Genomic DNA, 20,758 nt, shown 5'->3' with positions numbered 1-20,758 from the left:
CCATTGGCCTGAAGCTGTAGCCATAAACCCGCTGCCCCAGGGCAGACGGTTACAACAATAAGACATGCATAAATCCTGCGGATAAAAATAAGAAAGAGGATTACTCGATGGTAACTAGCACACGTGCGAAGGAATGCCTGCGCTCCCAATTTGCGCGCAGACCGTTGGTCCTGGCTATCGCCGCGTTATGTGGAGGTGTGCCGCAAGCACAGGCGTTCGATGTCGAAACCGGTAACCCAGACCTCCGCGCCCGCTGGGACAACACCCTCAAGTACAGCTCGGCGTGGCGCACCCAAAGCCCGTCGGCTCGGCTGACCAAAGGCCGCGCGGCGTTGAACGACGATGACGGCGACCGCAACTTCGACAAGGGTCTGATCTCCAGCCGGCTCGATCTGCTCTCCGAGTTCGACATCAGCTATCAGAACGTCGGGGCCCGGCTCAGCGGCACAGCCTGGTATGACGATGTCTACAACAAGAAGAACGACAACGACTCGCCTGGCACCGTCAACAGCTTCTCGGTGGACTACGACCACTTCACCCGTGACACCCGCAAGCTGCACGGCCGCCAGGGCGAATTGCTGGACGCCTTCGTCTACGGCAAAGGCGAACTGGGCGAGATGCCGGTGTCGGGCCGAGTCGGTCAGTACGCCATGCAGTGGGGCGAAAGTCTTTTCTATGGCATGAACGGCATCGCCGGCGGCATGGCGCCGATCGATGTGGTCAAGGGGCTGTCGGTACCCAACACACAATTCAAGGAATTGATTCGCCCGGTGCAGCAGATGTCCGGGCAGTTGCAGATCACCCCTGACGTATCCATCGGGGCCTATTATCAGTTTGAGTGGGAGGCCAACCGGTTGCCGGGCGCCGGCAGCTACTTCTCCACCTCCGACACGTTCGGCGACGGCAACGAGCGGTTGTTTGTCGGTGCGCCATTGTTCCCCGGCGCTCAGCCCCTGGCGTTCTACCACGGCAAAGACAAACAGGCCAAAGACTCGGGGCAGGGTGGTGTACAGCTCAAATGGCGCACCGAAAACTATGATTTCGGCCTCTATGCGATCCGTTTCCACGACAAAAGCCCGCAGCTCAACGTGCGTCCGGAGTTTGCCAACCTCAACCCCTTCACCGGTAATGCCGGCGAGTACAACTGGGTCTACCCCGAAAGCATCAAAGCCTTGGGCGCCAGCTTCTCGACTACGGTGGACGCCTTCAACATCGCTGGTGAAGTGTCCACACGCTGGGACCAGCCGCTCGCCTCGACCAACCAGCGCCCGCTGCTTCCAGGCGAGGGCTCGTCCAACCGGGCCGACGATGCGTTGTATGCCACGGGCCGGACCCTGCACGCCAACCTTTCCTGGTTGGCAACCCTGGGTCCGAACTTCCTGGCCCAAGAGACCAGTTTTCTGGGCGAGTTCGCTTGGAACCGGGTACTCAGCACCACTCATAACCCCGCTGCCGTGGACCCCAACGCCGACCGTGACGCGTGGAGCTTGCGCACCGTGTACGAACCCATGTATCGCCAGGCCTTCGCCGGCATGGACATCAGCGTCCCGCTGGGCGTGAGCTACACCCAGGGCGCCTCGAAGGCGCTGAGCACAGCCTTCGGCAGCGATCGCGGCGGCGATATCAACATCGGTATCAAGGGCAACTACCTCAACACCTGGAACCTGGGCCTGACCTATACGCATTACTACGGCCCGGCAAACACCTATCTGGATGCAAACAACAACTACACCTTCGAACAATCGCTCAAGGATCGAGATTTCGTAGCCTTCAGCGTCAGCCGAACCTTTTGAGCCAGGGGCCTACTGCCATGAACCCACGTGAAACCGCGACCCTCCGCAAGCGCGTCAGTATTCTGATGACCTCCCTGGCCGCTGCCATGCTGCTGGCCCAGGGTGCTATGGCAGCCGATGCTGCCGACCTGAAGACCACCCTCACGCCTCTGGGCGCCGAGCGCGCAGGCAATCAGGACGGCAGTATCCCGGCCTGGACCGGCGGGCTGACAAAACCAGACCCGGCTTACAAGGACGGCGGCAAGCGTGGTGACCCGTTTGCGGCGGAAAAACCGCTGTTCAGCATTACTTCGAAAAATATCGGCCAGTACGCCGACAAGGTCACCCCAGGCATTCAGGCGATGTTGAAAAAGTACCCTGACAGCTATCGTCTGGACGTGTACCCGACCCACCGCACCGCCGCGGCGCCGCAGTCGGTGTACGACGCCACCTACGCCAATGCCGGCAAGACCAGGCTTGTCGACAGCGCGGCCGGGCTCATACCTCAGGACGGTGAGGGCGGCATCCCGTTTCCACTGGCCAAGGACGGTGTCGAGGCCATCTGGAACCACCTGATGCGCTGGCGCGGGACGTCCTGGCACACCGACTTCACGCAATACCTGACCACCTCCGATGGCAAGCATGTACTGACCAACAATTCGCGGGGTGATTACCAGATGCCCTGGTACCTGCCAGACGGCGGCAAGAAGGACGGCACCTTCTGGACCATCCGCATGATCAACGACGGGCCGCCGCTGCGCGCAGGTGAAGCCATTACCGGGCGGGAGAACGTCAACGCCGAAAACACCGGCGCCTGGACCTACCTGCCGGGTCAGCGACGGGTGCGGCGTCTGCCCAATGCCTGTTGCGACACCCCGACACCTGCCACCGCCGGTGTCATGAGCTTCGACGAGCTGTACGTGTTCAACGGCCGGGTCGACCGCTTCGATTGGAAGCTGGTGGGCAAGAAAGACATGTACATTCCCTACAACGCCAACAAGGTCTTGACCGCTGCCAACGCCACGGATCTGTTGGCCGATCACCACCTCAACCCGGACCTGCTGCGCTGGGAACTGCACCGGGTCTGGGTGGTGGAGGCAACCCTCAAAAGCGGCAAACGCCACGTGATGCCTCGCAGCACTTACTACTTGGACGAAGACACCTGGGCCGCGGTACTGGGTGACCGGTACGACGCCCAGAATCAATTGGCGAAAGTGCTGTGGACCACGCCCGTGGTGATGCCCGATCTGCCGGGTGTGGTGACCTTGACCAACGGCTTTTACGACCTGCTGTCCGGCACCTGGTTTACCGGCGACATTTTCGCCGGTAAAAACGAGCAATACCGACTCATGCCAGCCTACAAGGACTCGGTATTCACCCCTGACGCGCTGGCCGGCGAAGGCGTGCGCTGAGATGAAGCCTAACGCCTGGCTTGGCCTGTGCCTGATGACCCTGGTGCCGCAGTGGGCAGCGGCCGCGCCGTCGGTGGACGTGCTCAGCAGCCCGGCGCTGCAGTCGCAGCTGGCTCTGCACGCGGCCCTTCAAGATATCACCCGTGCGGGGGATCGATTGGTGGCAGTGGGCGAGCGTGGCACCGTCCTGCTGTCCGATGACAACGGTACCAGCTGGCGCCAGGTGCCGGTACCGATCAGTAGCTCGCTGACCGCGGTGCAGTTTGTCGATGCGCGCAACGGCTGGGCCGTCGGGCATGCTGGCGTGGTGCTGCACAGCAGCGACGGTGGTGAACGCTGGACGCTGCAGCTGGACGGCCGGCGTCTGGCGCAGCTTGAACTCGATGCCGCTCAGGCAAGTGGCGACGAGCAGCATCTGGCGGCCGCCCGCCAAGGTGTGGCCGATGGCGCCGACAAGCCTTTGTTGGCGTTGGCTTTCAGCGACGCCAACCATGGGCTGGTCGTCGGCGCCTACGGCCTGGCTTTGCACACCTCGGACGGTGGCGCCAGTTGGGTCTCTTGGGCCGCACGCCTGCCCAATCCACAAGGTCTGCACCTGTACGCCGTAGCGCAATCGCCTGACGGTGTGTACATCGCCGGCGAGCAGGGGCTGTTTCTGCGCTCGCAGGATGCTGGCGAGCACTTCAACGCCATGAGTACCCCTTACCAGGGCAGCTACTTCAGCCTTGCCGTGCAACCCGATGGCGCCCTGCACCTGGGTGGCTTGCGGGGCAGGGTGTTTCGATCGACGGATCAGGGCAGCAGCTTCGAGTCAGTCCAAAACCCCGTACCGATCTCGATCAACGACATGCAGCTGCTGGGCAATCGCTTGTTCCTGGTCAACCAGGCGGGCGGGGTGCTGCGATCGTCGGCTGATCGCGCTCGTCTGACCCCGCTGGCATTGCCGCCCGGACCACCCTTGACCGCGGTCGCCGAGGCCGCCGATGGCGCGCTGGTAGGCGTCGGCTTTGCCGGTCCAGTGCGCCTCGCCACCTCTTTGAACGCTGCGGAGTAAGGCCATGCATGTCACCCTTCCACCTGGTGCAACCGCCACCAGCGGCCGCTTGGCCGACTTCGACCAGAGCTCCGGCTCGCTGCTTGAACGGGCATTGTTCAATCATCGGCGCATTGTGTTGCTGCTGTGCCTGCTGGTGACAGTGTTGCTGGGCTGGCAGGCCACTCGGCTGCAGCTCAATGCCAGCTTTGAAAAGATGATCCCCACGGGCCACCCGTTCATCGCCAATTACCTCGAACACCGCCACGAGCTTTCGGGCTTGGGCAACGCCGTGCGGATTGCCGTCATCAATACCCAGGGCAGCATCTACGAGCCCGATTACCTCAAGGCCCTGCAGAAACTCAATGATGCGGTGTACCTGCTGCCAGGCGTCGACCGCGCATTCATGAAGTCACTCTGGACGCCCGGCACGCGCTGGGTGGGCGTCACCGAAGAAGGCCTGGAAGGCGGGCCGGTGATTCCCGACGGCTATGACGGCTCGCGCGCCAGCCTGGAGGCCTTGAAGCGCAACGTCGAGCGCTCCAACGAAATCGGGCAACTGGTGGCGTTCGACCAGCAGTCGAGCATCCTCTACGTGCCACTGCTGGCCAGCACCCCCGATGGTCAGCCACTGGACTACAACGCGTTATCCCAGCAGCTTGAAACCTTGCGTGGCCAGTACCAACAGGACGGGATCGAGGTGCGCATTACCGGCTTCGCCAAAGTAGTCGGTGACCTTATCCAAGGGCTGCGGCAGATCCTGCTGTTCTTTGCTGCGGCCATCTTCATCACAGCCGCTGTGCTCTATTGGTACACCCGCTGCCTGCGCAGCACGGTACTGGTGATGAGCTGTTCGCTGGTGGCCGTGGTGTGGCAGCTGGGGTTGTTACCGCTGCTTGGGTTTGAACTGGATCCGTATTCGGTGCTGGTGCCGTTTCTGGTGTTCGCCATCGGCATGAGCCACGGTGCGCAGAAGATGAACGGCATCATGCAGGACATCGGTCGCGGCATGCACCGGCTAGTGGCGGCCCGGTTCACCTTTCGCCGGTTGTTTCTCGCCGGCCTGACAGCCTTGCTGTGCGATGCCGTAGGCTTCGCGGTACTGATGATCATCAAGATCCAGGTGATCCAGGATCTGGCGTTGATCGCCAGCATCGGCGTTGCGGTGCTGATTTTCACCAACCTGATTCTGTTGCCTGTGCTGTTGTCCTACCTGGGCGTGAGCGAGCGGGCCGCCCGGCGCAGTTTGCGCAGTGAAGCGGCTGAGGCCAACGGTGGCCTACGTCACCCAGCCTGGCGCTTTCTCGACCTGTTCACTCGCAAGCGCTGGGCGACAGCCTGTGTGACAGTCGCAGCACTGATGGCCGCAGGCGGCTACATTGTCAGTCTCGACCTCAAGGTGGGCGACCTGGACGCCGGCGCACCGGAGCTGCGTGCCGACTCGCGCTATAACCAGGACAACGCGTACCTGACTCGTCACTACGGCGCCAGTAGCGATGTATTTGCGGTCATGGTCAAGACCCCGGCCGGTGGCTGTTCCAGCTATGACACGCTCAAACGCGTGGACAATCTGGACTGGCAACTGCGCAGCCTGCCGGGGGTGGACTCGACCAATTCCCTGGCCTTGCTCAATCGGCGTGTACTTGTGGGGCTGTCCGAAGGCAACCCCAAGTGGTACGAGCTTCTGGACAACCAGGCGACGCTGAACATGATCACCGCCGGCGCACCGCGCGGCCTGTACAACGAAGACTGCAGCCTGTTGACGTTGTATGCCTTTGTCACCGACCACAAGGCTGACACCCTCAACCGTGTCGTGGACAGCGTGCAGGGATTTGCCCGGGAGAATGACAGCGAGCAGGCGCAGTTCCTGCTGGCCGCTGGCAGCTCGGGCATCGAAGCGGCGACCAACATTGTTGTCAAGCAAGCGAGTCATGAAATGCTCTGGTGGGTGTACGGCGCGGTGTGCCTGCTGTGCCTGGTGACCTTCCGCAGTTGGCGCGCCGTGCTCTGCGCGGTGCTGCCCCTGATGCTGACCTCGATATTGTGCGAGGCGCTGATGGTCTGGCTTGGCATCGGGGTGAAGGTAGCGACCCTGCCGGTGATCGCTTTGGGCGTCGGCATCGGCGTGGACTACGCGCTGTACGTCATGAGCATCGTGCTGGCGGAGATGCGTCGCGGCGCCAGCCTGTCACAGGCGTATTACCAAGCCCTGCAGTTTACCGGCAAAGTGGTGATGCTCACCGGCGTCACCTTGGCCATCGGTGTGGGTACCTGGATATTTTCCCCCATCAAGTTTCAGGCCGACATGGGCGTGCTGCTGGCGTTCATGTTCGTCTGGAACATGGTCGGCGCGCTGGTCCTGTTGCCGGCACTGGCGTACTTCCTGTTGCCACCCCAGGCCAAACCTGTCGCTGCCGAAGACGACGCGGTACAGCCGCAGGCTGCAGGCAAATCGCACAGCAAGCTCAAGGCTGCGCATCGCTCGGCCGTGCTGGAGGTGCGCCATGAAGGTTGACCGCCAGGCCGGCCTGCCGCAGTCGCTGCTGCTGTTGCTCGGCAGCTGCCTGCCGGTACTGGGTGCCGTGCTGCTGGCGCCGGTGCTGCCGCGGATGCAGACGCACTTTGCCGACACGCCGGGCGTGGCAGTGCTGGTGCCGGTAGCGCTGACCTTGCCGGCGCTTGTCATCGCCCTCGTCGCACCCTTTGCCGGAATACTGGCCGATCGCATCGGGCGCAAACCTCTGCTGTTGGTCTCGATGCTGCTGTATTCGGTGTTCGGGACCCTGCCGCTGTGGCTTGAATCGCTGCTGGCCATTGTGCTCAGTCGCGCCGGGATCGGCCTGACCGAGGCCGCGATCATGACCTGTTGCACCACACTGATGGGCGACTATTACAACGGCGCTCGTCGCGAGCGGCTGTTTGCCTTGCAGATGGTCGTCACGTCGCTGGCGGCAGCAGTGTTCATAGGCGTGGGCGGGCTGTTGGGGGAAGGCGGCTGGCGCACGCCCTTCAGCCTCTACGCGGTAGGCCTGGTTTTGCTGCCGTTGATGGCGCTATGGCTGTGGGAACCGAAAAATGGGGTCGTTGCTTCCCCGTTGCACAGCACCATGCCGATGCCGTGGCGCAAGCTCCTGCCGTTGCTGGGGTTGGCTCTGCTGGCCGGTTCGAGCTTGTTCATCGTGCCAGTGCAGGCCGGCTATCTGCTCAATCTGCTGGGTGTCGAGAAACCCCAGCAAATCGGTATGACCATGGGCGGCAATCAACTCGGCGTGGTGCTGGGTGCCCTGAGTTTCCGGCTGATCGGGCGCATTCGGCCTTCAACGCTCCTGCTGCTGGCCTTCGCCCTGGCCGGCGGTGGCGGGCTGCTGATGGCGAGTGCCGCCAGCCATACCACGGTCTGGGCGGCGGTGTTCATCAACGGCCTGGGCATTGGCCTTATGTTACCGACGCTGATCACTCACATCATGGGGTTGGTCACCTTCAGCCAGCGCGGCCGTGCCAGTGGGTTTTTCACTGCCGCCATTTTCGCCGGCGAATTCATCAGCCCCCTGGCGGTGCTGGCGCTCACAGCCGGTGTGGCCAACGCACTGCCAACTGCGCTCGCTGTGATTGGCGGGCTCCAGTGGCTGGTCGCGCTGGGCTGTCTGCGTATCAACACCAACGTTGCACAAAACCGGACTGCCGACGTGGGTCCCACCCTCGGCGACAACATTTGATGAAGGACTGCCCATGCACCCATTAGCTGGTTTCAAACACGTCGTCACCGGCCTCACTGCCGATGGCCACGCTACGCTGAGCCATTGTGCCGCCGCCTGCGCAGGGAAACGTGCCAAGGAGCTGCGGCCATGAAGCTGGCGACTTTGCGCAACGCCTGCCGCGACGGTCAACTGGTGGTGGTATCGCGGGATCTGCAATGGGCGGCGCTGGCCCCCATCGCTACGTTGCAGTTGGCGATCGAGGACTGGCCGCAAACCGAACCGCAATTGCAGGCGCTGTACGGGCTGCTGAACGCCGGCACATACGCCGATGCCTTTCACTTCGATCCGGCCCAAGCCATGGCTCCGCTGCCGCGCGCTTACCAGTGGTGTGACGCCTCGGCGTTTCTCAACCACGCAACTCTGATGCAGAAAGCTTTCAATCTGGACCCTATCGATGGCGCTGAGCAAACGCCCCTGATGTACCAGGGCGCCGGCGATGATTTCCTTGGCGCCCAGACCGATATCTGCCTGCCAAGCGTCAGCCAGGGCATCGACTTCGAAGGCGAGTTCGCGGTGTTGGTGGATGACGTGCCCCTGGGATGCCCTGCCGACCAGGCGCTGGGGCACATCAAGCTGCTGCTGCAAGTCAACGATGTCAGCCTACGCGCACTGGCACCCCGCGAAATGAAAACCGGCTTCGGGTTTCTACAGGCCAAGCCGTCGTCGGCGTTCGCTCCGGTGGCTGTTACCCCGGACGAATTGGGCGACGCCTGGCGGGAAGGGCGTATGCACCTGGCGCTCAACATACAGTGGAACGGTGAGTGGTTCGGCCAGCCCCACGGTGGGCAAATGAACTTCAGTTTCGCTCAGCTGATCGCTCACGCGGCCTTCACCCGGCGGCTTGGCGCGGGCACGTTGCTGGGCTCGGGCACCGTGTCCAATGCCGACCGCAGCGCGGGTTCGGCCTGCATTGCCGAGCGCCGTGCCATCGAGATGATCGAGCATGGCGCGGCACGTACCGGTTTCATGCAGTTCGGCGACAGGGTGCGCATGGAGGTCTTCGGCGCAGACGGGAAGTCACTGTTCGGTGCGATCGACCAGCGTGTGGTGCAGGCCAGTGTGTAGGAGGTGCCTATGCGGGTGTTGATCACCGGAGCCAACGGTTTCCTGGGGCGCCAGCTGGCGCGCGAGGTGTTGAACACAGGCACGCTCCGCGGCCGGGCAGTGGAGCGCCTGTTGCTGCTGGATACTCGCTTCGACGAGCTGCCGCACGACCCACGCGTACGCGCGCACCCCGGTAGCATCACCGACGCTGCCTTGCTTCGGCGCGTACTGGCGGACGGTGTCGAGGTGGTATTCCACCTGGTCAGCGTACCGGGTGGCGCCGCCGAGCAGAATTACGCCCTGGGCTTGCACGTCAACCTGTTGGCTGGCCTGGAATTGCTCGACCAGCTGCGCAATCCGGTACGCCCGCCGGTCGTGGTGTACGCCAGCAGCGTCGCCGTGTATGGCGCCAACCTGCCGTCGCGCATGAATGAGGACGCCGTTGCGTGCCCACAGTCATCGTATGCCGCGCACAATTTGATGATGGAAACAGCTCTGTGCGACCTCGCCCGGCGTGGCGAGGTGGATGGCCGCGCGCTGCGATTGCCCGGCATCGTTGCCCGCCCGCAAGGCTCCAACGGCTTGCGTACGGCCTTCATGAGCGACGTGCTGCACGCCTGTGCAGCAGGGCAGAACTACATCTGCCCGGTCAGCCCGCAGGCCAAGGCCTGGTGGATGTCGGCGCCGTGCGCCGTGGCCAACTTGCTGCACGCGGCGCAGCTGTCGGACTTGCCATGGAATACCAAGCGAGTGTGGCAGTTGCCGGTGTTGCAACTGTCAATGGCGCAGGTGCTCGATGCGCTGGCCGGCCGATTTGGCGAGTCTTGCCGTGAATTGATCAGCTTTGCCCCGGACCCGCACCTGCAGGCGTTGTTCGGCGCACTGCCTGCAATGAAAACCCCTCGTTCCAAGGCCGCCGGCTTCTGCCATGACGGCAGCGCGGCAAGCTTGGTACGCAAGGCACTCAATCTACCTGCCGCGAGGAAACATCTGTGATAACTGCCAAACACCGCCTTGTGGATCTATCGGTGACTCTGGACAACAACCCTTACACCGACCCACCGCCCTTACTGCCGAAAATCGACTATATGGACCACCAACAAGGGTGGCCAGAAATGGCCGCGATGTTCCCGGGACTGACGCTCGAGCAAATGCCGGGCAATGAGTCCTGGGCCGCTGAGCGACTGCACATCACCACTCACAGCGGCACCCACATGGATGCACCCTGGCATTACGCGTCCACCACCGACGGCGGCAAGCCGGCTTGGGGTATCGACGAAATGCCCCTGGAATGGTGCCTGCAACCCGGCGTGAAGCTGGATCTGCGCCACCTGCCCGACGGCCATGTGGTCACTGCGGCAGAAGTCGAGGCAGAACTTGTGCGCATCGGTCACACACTGCAACCGTTGGACATCGTCCTGGTGAACACGCGCGCCGGAGCCCTGTTCGGCCAACCTGGCTACCTGGACGCCGGTGTCGGCATGGGCCGCGAGGCTACGCTGTACCTGCTGGATCGCGGCGTGCGTGTGGTAGGCACCGATGCCTGGAGCTGGGACGCGCCGTTCAAGTACACCCGCGAGCGCTTCGCCGCCAGCGGCGATGCCTCGATTATCTGGGAGGGCCATAAGGCCGGGCGTGACACCGGCTATGGTCAGATGGAGAAGCTCGCCAACCTTGAGCAACTGCCGCCCAACGGGTTCACGGTGTCGTGCTTTCCCTACAAGATCAGGCATGCGTCGGCAGGCTTCGTCCGCGCCGTGGCGATCTTCAACGAAGAGACATCGACATGATTCGCTACGGCGTATTGACCCTTGGCCTGGTGTTGGCCCCCGCCGCAGTGCTGGCCAGCGATGCGGCGCCGGACCAGCACGCCCGCACGCTACTGGAACGGGCAGTCGATTACTACTGGCTACAGGGCGACGCAGCGCTACCCGCATTCAGCCGTCAGGGCGAGTTCATCGACGCCGACCGTTATGTGTTCGTGGTCGACAAAAGCGGCACGCTGCTCGCCAGCGGCGGTCCTTCGGCAGTGTTGATCGGTCGTGACGTCTCCAGCGTACTGGCGCCGGAACTGACCAGTGCTTTTCAAACCGCTTTGAATGCGCCAAGCAACCCGGGTATTCAAAGCGCAGAGTACCGCTGGAAGAACCCGGTGGACGGCCGGGCAGAGCGCAAACGCGTGTACTTTCAAACGGTCGGCGACCGGGTCATTGCTGCCGGTCAATACCTTCCCCGGGCGACGGCCAAGCAGGCGCGGCAACTGTTGGACAAGTCGGTGCAGGCCATCGAGCAAGACCCCCAGCGCAGCTTGCAGGCGATCAACGACTTGTCTGCCGAGTTTCGCGAAGATGACCTCTACGTATTCGTGGTCGATCTGAACACCCATCGTTACGTGGCACACGGCTACAACCTGCGCCTGCTGGGCGTTGACTTCACCACTGTCCGTGATCCTGCCGGCAAACCTGTCGGCACCCCGATCCTCGCGCTGATGCGCAACAACGACGAGGCCGGTTATGACTACCGCTGGAAGAATCCGGTGACGGGAAATATAGAAGAAAAGCATGCACTGGTGCGCAAGGTGGGGAGCTATATGGTTGCGGTGGGGTATTACCGGCGCGGGCGTTAGGCGACGGCCGTCCACGCCCACTCCACGCAGATGAACTCCAGCCACCTCTGGCCGTCTGCTAGCCATGGTGCGCTGCTGTATCATTACTGGCAGCGCTTTACCCATGCCACCGCATTTAAACCGTATCTCCATCGTTACGTGAACAATGAATCTTCCATTATTCGTTTCTCTCGACGGGCCCAAGGGCACCGGAAAAACCACGCTGTTGGAGGCCGTAACTAAATTATTGAGGGCCGACGACAAAAAAGTGATCCGGTTATGCGAGCGCAAGAGCGATCCCTTCAGGGCTGAAACGATGATCCTGGTAAACCAACTGGCGAGAAGTCCCCGTCAGGACCTGGAGTGGGAGATCTGTGAGCGTTTTGCCCAGAGCCGGGCCTGGATCTCCCAGCAAGTACTGACCCGGCAGCCACGCGACAGCATCATCCTGATCGATCGTTGGTACCCGTCGGAGGCCGCGTTTCGCCGGATGATCCCATTCGCAGACATTCTGCAGCTGAACATCGATCGAAACGTGCGAGTGCCGGACCTGCATGTCGGGGTTGTTACAGACCCGGATATTTCATGGGCGAGGGCAGCAGCACGAAGGCGCGGACTCAGCAGTACGGTGATCCATACCCTGCAAGAACATGTCGCTTGTACCCAGGCGTTCGAACGGGCGATTGCAGATCACGGCTGGGTTTGCTGCCGTAATGACGGCAGCCTCGAACAGGCGACGATGCAGGTGGTTTCCGCGATCAACAGGGTCCTTGGGTCGGCGCGGGAAGGGAGCGCGTGATCCCACTACCGCTCGACCACGCGCGCCAATCTCACCACCGTCACGCCATTGCCCAAATGCCGTAGCGACGGTTGCACCAGCACACAATCATCGTATGGCGTGACCACTGCTTGGTCGCCATCCCAAGCCAGCACACTCCCAGCCTCGCCAATCAACTCCAACCCACGAAAGTCCTCGACGAACGCGAACTCCATGCTTCGGGCAACCACCGGCTCGGTAACCTGCAAGAAGCGCTGGGCTTGCGGCGCACTCGTGCTGATGTAGTTGACCATGTCTGCTGGTTCCACCACCCCCGTCGTCACTAGAAAGCGTGCTGTTACGTCCATGGCTACCTCACAGCTACGTTGGGAGAAGTGCTGCCCGGTCTCGATCAGCAAGGCATTTTTCTGGCTCAACGGGTCTGCGAAATCCTGGTAGTCGCGCAGGCGGCGGCCATTTAGGTGGCCGGCATCGGCGGCCACGGTTCGCGGAACACCCAGTGTGGCGGCGAAATCCATCCCTTTGGTCTGGGCGCCACACATCATGATCGGCGGCGCTTCCTCGTGCATGGAATGGATATCCAGCAGCAGGTCCACCGTATCGACGATGGGGCGCAGTTCCCGTGCCCGGCGCAGTTCGATGGAGTCCTCTGACCCATCGAGTTTGCTCGGCAACCAAACCCGGTTCATGTCCTCATCGAGATAGCGAGTGGCGTCGATGTCATCCGGGTCGAAGGCGTGATAGGCGGCGACGTTGCCAAACGCCAATGTCAGGCGACCGCGCACCGGGCGCACTTCATCCTTGAGCAACCTATCCAAGGCAATCGCGCCGCTGACCTCGTTGCCGTGGGTCAACGCCATCACCATGACGTGAGGGCCGGCCAGGCCGCTGTCGAAAGAATGCACGTAATCGACGCCGCAATTCCCTTCCTGCCATGGGCGAATGTCGGGAAATTCCACCTCGATGGGGTAGGGGGTCAGGGTAGCGCGTACTTGTTCCAAGGTCTTCATGCAGGTCTCCTGCGGACAAAAGGTGTTTTGGCAATAAAGGGCAGCGTGGATGTCAGCGTATTGAGTTTTTGCAAGCACACGGCTCAGGTGGGGCGATGATTACGCATGCGTCTACCCAGAACGATCACCGCAATCACGCTGACCAGCGAGGTGGCCACCACATAGAAGCTGGGCGCGAGTTTGCTGCCGGTAGCGTCGATCATCCACGTCACGATCAGCGGAGCGAAACCACCGAACAGGGTCACGGAAAAGTTGTAGCTCAGCGCGAGTCCGGTGCCGCGGATGCTGGTGGGGAAAATGTCGGCGAGCATCGCCGGGATCGGCCCCAGGCAGGCGGCGATCAAGATCCCCACCACTGCTTGCACCATCAGCAGGGTCGTGACGCTGGGGTACAGATTCAGCCAGACGAACATCGGATAGGACGACAGTCCGGTGATCAACAGCGCCAGAGTGAGCACGCGGAAGCGACCAAAGCGGTCCGACAGGCTGCCGAACACCGGCGCCATGAACATCAACATCACACCAGTGACCAACGCGCCCAGATAGGAGGAGGTGGCAGTAATCTGCAGTTGTTTCAGGGCGTAGGTGGGCATGTACAGCTTGTGTACGTAGTTGAACGCCGTCGCGCCAGCCACCACGCCAATGGACAGCAGGAGGCTGGTACGGCCCTTGACCAGTACGTCGCGCAGCGGGGTCTTGGCTTCGCCCTTGGCGGCGACTTTCTGAAAATCAGGGGTTTCGTCGATCTGGCTCCGAATGTAAAAGCCGACCGGGCCGATCAACAAGCCGACGCCGAATGCCACGCGCCAGCCCCAATCGTTGAGTTGCACATCGCTGAGCAGGTAGCTGAGCAGGGCACTGACGCCTGCCGCCAGCACGGTGGCAAGGCCTTGGGTCGCCAGTTGCCAACTGGCGAAGAAGCCTCGGCGGCTGGGGTCGGCATGCTCGACCATGAAAGCGGTGGCGGCGCCGAACTCTCCGCCGGTGGAAAAGCCCTGGAGCATGCGCGCGACGATGATCAACAACGGCGCGGCGATACCGATCTGTTGGTAGGAGGGGGTAAAGGTGATCATGGCGGTGCCAATCAGCATGATCAGGATCGACATCGTCAACGATGCTTTGCGCCCCGCGCGGTCGGCGTAGGACCCCAGCACGATGGCGCCCAGTGGACGCATCAGGAACGAGATGCCGAACGAGCCCACCGCGAGCAGCAGGGAGGTGGTCTCGTTGTCGGACGGGAAGAACAGTTTGCCGATCACCACGGCGAAGTAGCCGTAGATCAGCAGGTCATAGAATTCCAGGGCGTTGCCGAAGCTGGCGGCAATGATCTCTTTCCATGGCCCGCGCCGGGTAGTGGCCGGGGTCGCGTGCAGAGTGGTCGAGGCTGTACTCATGGGTGGTTTCCGGGTTCGTTTCACGATTATCGATCCGTCCACCGGGCACAGGCAGTTGGTGGACACGATGGCAGTCATTGTTATGGGTGAAAACGACCGGGCAGCGGTGGAAGGTCTGCGCCTTCGTGGCTACCTGGCCCGAGACCAAGGTGAATCAACGTTGCGTCGCGGACAATTGCTGATTGGGCACAAGCCCGAGCCTATCCGGCACGGGCTTGTAATCGCGGGTGTGACAGGCTTGCCGCAGGGCCGGTGTTTTTTGTTTATGCGCCGTAACAGTGCGCGCAATGGCCGACTCAAACCGGATCCAGGCCTTCCCAGATGCGCATCACCTGCTCGCTTCGATTGGCGCGCAGTCGATGCAACGAAACATCGAACGGGATGTGCAGTTCGCTGCCCCCCGCGAGCACTAGCTCGCCAGTAGCCAATGCATCCTTGACCACCATGCCAGGCAGCCAGGCGAGTCCGGAACCGCGCTTGGCCATTTCCAGAATCGCCTCGTAGGAGTCGGCCTGGTAGATCATGCGCAATGCCAGGCGCTGCGGCAGCTTGGCCAGGTGCTGAGCCAGCACGCCACGCAGTGACAACGAGGGCGATAAGCCCAACCATGCAATGCTGGAGTCGTCGCTGTCCGGACCGATGGCGAATCGCGGCTGGCCGCTGTCATCGGGAGCGCTTACCGGTACGAGTTGCTCCTGCGCGAGCACCTTGGAATCGAAGCGTTCGGCGTCCACCAGAATTCGCGTCAGGGGGCTGGAGTAGATGAGTTGCAAGTCGACCTCGCCGGCGGTCAGCTTGAGGATGGCTTCTTGCGCGCCGCCGGTAACCAGTGATACGGGGAACGCGCCGAAGCGCTGGTGCAGCGACTGGTACCAGTCGGGAAAAAACACACGTGCCAGGGTACGTCCGGTAGCGATGCGCAGTGGCTGGTCACGGTTGAGACCGATGGTCTGGAACTGCGCACGGGCTGCCAGCAGCAGCTCCATCGATTGGCTCGCCGCGTCCAGAAACAATAGGCCGGCGGGGGTGAGGGACAATGGCTGTTTGCGTTCGATCAGGGGGACACCAACCCAATCTTCCAAAGCTCGGATGCGTCGACCGAAAGCGGGATGGGTCACACAGCGTATCTCCGCGGCCCGCGACAGGCTGCGAGTGCGCGCCAGTTCGATGAAGTCTTCCAGCCATTCCAGTTGCATCGATGCTCCTCATGGCGTCAAGAGCGACCGCGGGCTGCAACACGCCACCCCAAAAGGGATGGCGTTAGGCTGCTTTAAAAGTTACTGCGCGGTGCCTTGCAGGGTAGGGCCCGGCGTTGCGGCTTTGCGGCGAGTCAGTCGCTTGCCCAACTGCACGCCCGGCATCTCGACGTACTTGTAGGTCAAGGTTGAGACCAGCAGTACCGTCGCCAACTGCAAGACAACGATGCCGTTGTCGAGCCATATGCTGTGGGTCGAGATGTACTTGACCATGTTGGGCATGTCATGGCCCTGCAGGGTCTCTGTCAGGTCTGTGTGCAGCACTTTCGACAGGACGATGACGGCGCTCTTGAACACAAAGAGAATGGCCGCGTGCGTCAAGTAGATGGAGAACGACAGGGCGCCCAGCCAGACGAAAAATCGCTGGTGCAGCAGTCGCGAGATCACGCCGCGCTCGAACGCGAATACCAGGATCAAGACACAGAATAGCAGGCTGGCATACACGCCCTTGTGATCGATGTTCGACACCAGCAGACGGTAGCCGCCCAGCACCAGGGCAATCTCCAGCAGATTGAAGTCCACGGCGTCCAGGTCCAGGTCCTTGATGCGATCGTAGAGCACATACAGGCAGGCACCGGCGAAGAAGCATGAGGCGCCGCGGAAGATTTCCAGCTTCAGCCAGGATTCACCGTTCCACAAGGTGATGAAGGCAGCCAGGGACACCATTGCGAAGACCTTGACCTTGCTGGTGCGCGCCAGCACTGCCATGACGCCAAATATCAAGTACAGGTAGTACTCGATGCTGATGCTCCAGGAGGGGTAATTGAACGAGCCGGTCATGGCGCTGTTCAGCCAGGATTGCAGCAGGAGCAGGTTGGGCAGAAATTCGTCCATCGAAGTGGCGCCACTGAACGCCGGTTCGTTGAAACTGAAGCCTTTCCTCTCAGCCAGCGAACGACCCATTTCCAGTACCAGGTAAACGCCCAACATCGTCAGATGCAGGGGATACAGGCGAGCCGTGCGACTGATGAAGAAATTTTTATAATCGGTCGCGTTGTTCAAACGCTGGCCGTAGGTGTGAAACAACACGAAACCGCTGAGGATAAAAAAGAACTCCACGAGCAGGAAGGCGTTCTTGAAAAACTCGAGTTCGGCAATGCTTTGCACCACGTAAGTGTGGAACAGCACGACGGCAACCGCGCAGAGGCCGCGGAAACTGTCGAGTACGACAAATCTTTTCATGGGTAGTCCAGGGCGTTGTAAGTATTGCTACCCGGTGTCATGCCGAAGAGGCATGGCCCGTAGCCATCACACGAGCTAAGCTAAAGCAAGTCATCGGTAGGCACAAGCGCAATTTGGTCGATTCGATAGGCTAGGTAAAAAGTATGAATCTGACCAACAGCGCCTTCTTGGGATTGAGCAGGCCGCCGTTCTTCTGGATGCTTCTGAATCAATGCTTCGCCCACCCTGTGTCAGTCATTTTGTGGAGAAGTAGATCCCTGTATAGCTTAAGAGTCGGTGCAAGCAGTCAGTGACCTCAAAGAGCTTTCGTCGAGTATCAAGCACGACTTATTCTCTATGGATCAACGAGTAGCAGCTAGGGGAGTGGCCCCATCGGCTCAAGCTCACGTATGAGGTCAATGAGGAGGCGCAGACCAACAGGTATCTGTCTGAAACTTGAGTAGTAAATGTGAAAGCCTGGGTCATAGTGAGTCCAATCCACAAGGACTCGCTGCAGAGATCCCTCCGCAATCTGCCGTTCGACTACCTTCTGCGGGACGTACATCAAGCCTACGCCGCGCATAGCCATCGCCACACCGACGCGACCCTCATCAATAGTGATGGGCCCCGGCACATCTATCTCCATCTGCTGACCGCCTTTCGAGAACTGCCAGTGGTAGATGCGTGCATTGCCCAGGCGCACACGCAGACACCGATGATGGTGCAGGTCGTCCGGATGCATCGGAATTCCGAAACGCTGCAGGTAACCCGGCGCGCCAACGATGGCCCAAGCGACATCGGGAGAGAGTCGCTGGGCGATCATGTCTTCGGGCACCGTCCCGCCGTAACGTATCCCCGCATCATGGCCGTCACCAATGACATCTACCATTCGATTCGTCACGGTGAGGTCAACCTCTATATCCGGATAGCGATCAACGAAGACTGGGAGGACGGGGCCGAGGATGAGTTTCGCGCCGTCGCTCAAGACGTTTAGTCTGATGCGTCCGGCAGGCTCGTCGCGTAGCCGGTTCAGGGCCTCCAGCGCCTGACCGATATCATTTACCGGCGCGCTGATGAGGCCCTGCAGCTCTTCGCCAGCTGCCGTAAGCGTCACGCTTCGTGTTGTGCGGTTAAGCAGTCGAACGCCCAACCGTGTCTCTAGCCCTTTCATGGCATGGCTTAGCGCAGACGCGCTGATCCCCACGTCCAGCCCAGCTTTCCTGAAGCTCTGGTGCCGAGCGATGGCAAGGAAATAAATGATATCTGCCAGGTTCGTGCGGCTCAGCTGCATTGATGACTCCGATGGTAAAACGTTAAGGTCAGCCGACTTCCGGCAAGTGGTCAATCAGCTTATCGAGCGTAATGGGATAGTCACGGACTCTAATGCCGGTCGCGTTATAGATAGCGTTGGCAATCGCCGCAGCGGCGCCAGAAATACCTAGCTCGCCGACGCCTTTAGCCTTCAGCGGCGTGGCATAGGGATCAACCTCATCCAGGAAAATAACCTCCTGATGGGGGATGTCGGCATGTACCGGCACTTCATAGCTGGCCAGATCGTGATTAACAAAAAACCCTAGGCGATGATCCACGACCATTTCCTCCATGAGCGCAGCACCGGCGCCCATGGTCATTCCCCCGATGATCTGACTTCGTGCTGTTTTTGGATTGAGTATCCTGCCCGCTGCGCACACTGCCAGTTGACGACGGATACGGATCTCGCCAGTGGCAGCATTTACTCCAACCTCAACGAAGTGGGCGCCAAAAGTTTGCTGAGCGTACTGTTTGGCTAGGTCGCCGAACTCCATGAAATCTTCGGACACCAGCTCGCCGTCCTTTGTCACAGTGGTCAATGGCAGACTTATCGACCCTTGACAAACGTGGCCAGCGACAAATTCGGTGAGGGTCGGATCAAGGCCCAGCTTCATCGAAACGGCTTCCCTGAGCTTCACACAAGCAGCGTAGACGCCTGCCGTAGATGAGGCAGCGCCCCATTGACCGCCTGAACCGGATGATTCCGGGAAGTGTGAGTCGCCCAAGTTCACCTTTACCTTGTCCATATCCACGCCCATCATTTCCGCAGCAGTCTGGGCAATAATGGTGTAAGAGCCGGTGCCGATGTCGGTCATGTCAGTTTCGACGGTGACTATGCCTTCGCGATCAAGCCGGACTCGAGCAGCGGACTTTGTCGTAGGTGCACCTCGGATCGCGGAGGCCATTCCCAAGCCAACCCACCATCCGTCACGGAGTTCTTTGGCCGGATGGGTGTTACGTCGCGCCCAGCCGAAATGATCAGCCCCCTTATTCAGGCACTCTACTAACTGGCGTTGAGAGAACCGGCGATCCGGCTGCTCGGGATCTACTTGGGTGTCGTTGATAACACGAAATCTTACGGGATCCATCCCCAGTTTCTCTGCCATCTCGTCCATGGCAATCTCCAGAGCCATCATGCCCGGCGCTTCACCGGGCGCACGCATGGCGCTCCCTTCAGCAAGGTCGAGTTGGGCAAGATAGAGGCGGGTCATGCGGTTAGCACCCGCATACAATGTTCGGGTCGATGCGGTAGCGGCTTCAGTGCGCCCACCTCGCAGATTGCCCGACCAGCTCTCATGACCAACGGCAGTGAGCTTGCCGTCGGAGTTGGCACCGAGCCTGATTCTTTGAATCGTCGCAGGCCTATGGGTCAGGTTGTTAAACATAAGCGGTCGGGGAAGTGCGACCTTCACCGGGCGTCCAGCCTTTTTCGAGGCAAGAGACGCCAATACCGCGTCGCACAAGATAGTGCCTTTGCCGCCAAAGCCGCCGCCGATGTAGGGCGAAATGAGGTGAATGTTGCCTTTGGGAATCCCCAGTGTTTTAGCCAGGTCTCTGACGCCCCAATTCATCTGTTGGATCGACGTCCAAAGCGTCAGTTTGTCACCCTGCCATTGAGCAATGGTGGCGTGAGGTTCCATCATCGCGTGCGCTTGATCCGGAGTGGTGTAATGGCCGTCGAGTGTGACAGCGGCGTGCGCAAATGCGCTTTCAAAATCCCCGATCTCAGTATGTGGGGGAGGGCCGAACCCGCCAGCTGCGGGCGTAGCGGCAGACGCTCGCTGTGCTAAGAGGTGGTAGGCGCCAGGCTCTCTGACGTAGTAGACCCTCAGCAACGCCGAAGCCGCCCTGGCTTGTTCGAACGTCTCTGCCACGACGATTGCTACGGCTTGGTGATAGTGATCGACTTTCGGCCCGGCAAGTGCTCGATCAACGTAAAATTCACCCCTGTCCAATTGACCTGCATTTTCGTGGGTAACGATGGCGATGACACCGCTGGCTTGCCGTGCCTCGCTTGAATCGATAGACGATATCCGACCTTTGCCGATTGCCGAGCCGACAACATAGCCGTAGGCGGGAGGGCTTAGTGCGGCTCGTTGTTCGTAAGCATAGGTGGCTGTGCCGGTCGTCTTCAGTTTGCCTTCAACACGATCTTTTGGCTGACCGATCACCTTCATCTGATCTATCGGGTTTGTGCTCGCGGGCGTATCAAACTTCATTAGGC

At 60.9% G+C, this 20,758-nt stretch carries 16 protein-coding genes; 10 read left to right on the top strand and 6 right to left on the bottom strand.

What is annotated here, in order from left to right; translation table 11 throughout:
- Window positions 1–107 precede the first annotated feature (107 nt).
- The 10 genes from IFT57_RS12235 to IFT57_RS12190 all read left to right on the top strand — a co-directional run bounded on the left by IFT57_RS12235 (window position 108) and on the right by IFT57_RS12190 (window position 12,423).
- On the top strand, window positions 108–1,793 hold the full coding sequence (locus IFT57_RS12235; RefSeq protein ID WP_192151554.1) for a DUF1302 domain-containing protein: 1,686 nt from the start codon (window positions 108–110) through the stop codon (window positions 1,791–1,793).
- Between the two features lie 17 nt (window positions 1,794–1,810).
- Window positions 1,811–3,184: a DUF1329 domain-containing protein gene (locus IFT57_RS12230; protein ID WP_192151553.1), complete on the top strand. Its 1,374-nt coding sequence runs from the start codon at window positions 1,811–1,813 to the stop codon at window positions 3,182–3,184.
- Between the two features lies 1 nt (window position 3,185).
- Window positions 3,186–4,238, top strand: coding sequence for a YCF48-related protein (locus tag IFT57_RS12225; protein ID WP_192151552.1), 1,053 nt, complete (start codon window positions 3,186–3,188; stop codon window positions 4,236–4,238).
- Between the two features lie 4 nt (window positions 4,239–4,242).
- On the top strand, window positions 4,243–6,732 hold the full coding sequence (locus tag IFT57_RS12220) for an efflux RND transporter permease subunit (RefSeq protein ID WP_192151551.1): 2,490 nt from the start codon (window positions 4,243–4,245) through the stop codon (window positions 6,730–6,732).
- Window positions 6,722–7,933, top strand: coding sequence for an MFS transporter (locus IFT57_RS12215; protein WP_192151550.1), 1,212 nt, complete (start codon window positions 6,722–6,724; stop codon window positions 7,931–7,933). The genes IFT57_RS12220 and IFT57_RS12215 overlap by 11 nt, the downstream gene beginning before the upstream one ends.
- A gap of 129 nt (window positions 7,934–8,062) precedes the next feature.
- Window positions 8,063–9,040, top strand: a complete 978-nt coding sequence (locus IFT57_RS12210; RefSeq protein ID WP_192151549.1) for a fumarylacetoacetate hydrolase family protein — start codon at window positions 8,063–8,065, stop codon at window positions 9,038–9,040.
- Between the two features lie 9 nt (window positions 9,041–9,049).
- Window positions 9,050–10,015: an NAD-dependent epimerase/dehydratase family protein gene (locus IFT57_RS12205; protein WP_192151548.1), complete on the top strand. Its 966-nt coding sequence runs from the start codon at window positions 9,050–9,052 to the stop codon at window positions 10,013–10,015.
- Window positions 10,015–10,809: a cyclase family protein gene (locus IFT57_RS12200; protein ID WP_446731198.1), complete on the top strand. Its 795-nt coding sequence runs from the start codon at window positions 10,015–10,017 to the stop codon at window positions 10,807–10,809. The genes IFT57_RS12205 and IFT57_RS12200 overlap by 1 nt, the downstream gene beginning before the upstream one ends.
- The gene (locus IFT57_RS12195; RefSeq protein ID WP_192151546.1) at window positions 10,806–11,645 is read left to right on the top strand and encodes a cache domain-containing protein; all 840 of its coding nucleotides are present in this window, start codon (window positions 10,806–10,808) and stop codon (window positions 11,643–11,645) included. The genes IFT57_RS12200 and IFT57_RS12195 overlap by 4 nt, the downstream gene beginning before the upstream one ends.
- Window positions 11,646–11,790: 145 nt before the next feature.
- A complete protein-coding gene (locus tag IFT57_RS12190) occupies window positions 11,791–12,423 on the top strand; it encodes a dTMP kinase (RefSeq protein WP_192151545.1) in 633 nt (210 codons plus the stop codon).
- 5 nt (window positions 12,424–12,428) lie between these two features.
- Here the strand turns inward: IFT57_RS12190 and IFT57_RS12185 are convergent, their stop codons facing one another.
- From IFT57_RS12185 to paoC, 6 genes are all read right to left on the bottom strand, one after another.
- The gene (locus IFT57_RS12185) at window positions 12,429–13,412 is read right to left on the bottom strand and encodes a M14 family metallopeptidase (RefSeq protein WP_192151544.1); all 984 of its coding nucleotides are present in this window, start codon (window positions 13,410–13,412) and stop codon (window positions 12,429–12,431) included.
- Between the two features lie 83 nt (window positions 13,413–13,495).
- Entirely contained in the window at window positions 13,496–14,806 is a 1,311-nt protein-coding gene (locus tag IFT57_RS12180) for an MFS transporter (RefSeq protein ID WP_185793317.1), read from the bottom strand.
- A 296-nt stretch (window positions 14,807–15,102) separates the two neighbouring features.
- Window positions 15,103–16,002 carry a LysR family transcriptional regulator gene (locus tag IFT57_RS12175; protein WP_122715405.1) on the bottom strand — a complete coding sequence of 300 codons (900 nt, stop codon included), beginning with the start codon at window positions 16,000–16,002 and terminating at the stop codon, window positions 15,103–15,105.
- An 81-nt stretch (window positions 16,003–16,083) separates the two neighbouring features.
- Window positions 16,084–17,244, bottom strand: coding sequence for an acyltransferase family protein (locus tag IFT57_RS12170; protein ID WP_192151543.1), 1,161 nt, complete (start codon window positions 17,242–17,244; stop codon window positions 16,084–16,086).
- A 355-nt stretch (window positions 17,245–17,599) separates the two neighbouring features.
- Window positions 17,600–18,514: a LysR family transcriptional regulator gene (locus IFT57_RS12165; RefSeq protein WP_192151542.1), complete on the bottom strand. Its 915-nt coding sequence runs from the start codon at window positions 18,512–18,514 to the stop codon at window positions 17,600–17,602.
- Window positions 18,515–18,542: 28 nt separating this feature from the next.
- Window positions 18,543–20,753 carry an aldehyde oxidoreductase molybdenum-binding subunit PaoC gene (gene paoC, locus IFT57_RS12160; protein ID WP_192151541.1) on the bottom strand — a complete coding sequence of 737 codons (2,211 nt, stop codon included), beginning with the start codon at window positions 20,751–20,753 and terminating at the stop codon, window positions 18,543–18,545.
- Window positions 20,754–20,758: the final 5 nt, after the last annotated feature.

The organism is Pseudomonas sp. CFBP 13719, assembly GCF_014842095.1.
Lineage (GTDB): Bacteria > Pseudomonadota > Gammaproteobacteria > Pseudomonadales > Pseudomonadaceae > Aquipseudomonas.
This window is presented reverse-complemented; position numbering and strand designations above follow the sequence as displayed.